The sequence below is a fragment of the Caballeronia sp. M23-90 genome, assembly GCF_053574605.1.
Genome location: NZ_JBSIPA010000875.1, coordinates 1 through 1,062 on the forward strand (window position 1 = coordinate 1; position 1,062 = coordinate 1,062).

The 1,062-nt window shown below is 60.5% G+C and carries 1 protein-coding gene and 1 pseudogene; one reads left to right on the forward strand and one right to left on the reverse strand.

Going from position 1 to position 1,062, the window contains the following annotated elements:
* Positions 1-825 (forward strand): cytochrome C assembly family protein (locus ACRXB1_RS36660; RefSeq protein ID WP_449494855.1); only part of this gene is annotated, 825 nt, incomplete at its 5' end.
* 111 nt (positions 826-936) lie between these two features.
* Here the strand turns inward: ACRXB1_RS36660 and ACRXB1_RS36665 are convergent.
* A pseudogene (locus ACRXB1_RS36665) lies at positions 937-1,062 on the reverse strand (aquaporin); the annotation flags it as partial.

The following is a 1,062-nucleotide window of genomic DNA, read 5'->3' on the forward strand; positions in this document are numbered from 1 at the left end:
TCCGGCATGCCGGCGGGCGCCCGTGTGGGCAGCTCCATGGATAGCGGGCGGGTATCGAAGGCGTCGGGCATGAGTTCCATGGGGCGCGTGCTGCTCGGCGTCGCGTTGCTTTTGCATGGCGTGCTGCTGCACACCACCATCTTTCCTCAGAACGCGATGGTGTTCGGCTTCGCGTTTGCGCTCTCCGCCATGTTCTGGCTGGGTGCGGGCATCTACTGGATCGAAAGTTTCTTCTTCCCGCTCGACGGCTTGCGGCTGCTCGTATTGCCGCTCGCGTGCGTCGCGTCGGTGATGCCGCTGTTCTTCGGCGGCGTGCGCGTGTTGCCGTATTCGGCCGCGCCCATGTTCAAGCTGCACTTCCTGATCGCCAATATTGCGTATGGATTGTTTGCCATCGCGGCGCTCCACGCCATCCTCATGTTGATGGTCGAAAGGCGATTGCAGAACATGCGCGGTACGGCGACGCGGCATACATCGAATAGCTGGGTATCGAGCTGGCTCGATACCTTGCCGCCGTTGCTCACGCTCGAAAAATTATTGTTTCGCCTGATTTCGGCAGGGTTCGTGCTGTTGACGCTCACGCTGATCTCGGGCGTCGCGTTCAACGAACAACTCGTCGACAAGGCGTTCAGGCTCGATCACAAGACGGTGTTCGCGATTCTGTCGTGGTTGATGTTCGGCGCTTTGCTGACCGCCCGCCGCGTCTCCGGTTGGCGTGGCCGCGCTGCGTTGCGCTGGGTGCTCGCGTCGTTCGTGGCGCTGCTGCTTGCCTATGTGGGCAGCCGCTTTGTGTTCGAAGTGCTGCTGCATCGCGCGGTCGTCTGACGCGTTCGCCCCGGCTTCGCGTCTATTGCTTCTTCTGCTTCGTCTATTACTAAGCTCATGCGCCAAATCATCCTTCTCATATTTGTGTTCTTCGCGAGCCAGTGGCTTTTCAAAAAGCTCAAGCGCGCCCAGGCTGCCGCCAATCACTTGCGCGACAATGTACGGAGCCAGATCGCGAACCGGAAAGCGGCCGGCGACGGTCAAGCCAACGCTTACGGCCGGGTTCAGGTGGCAACA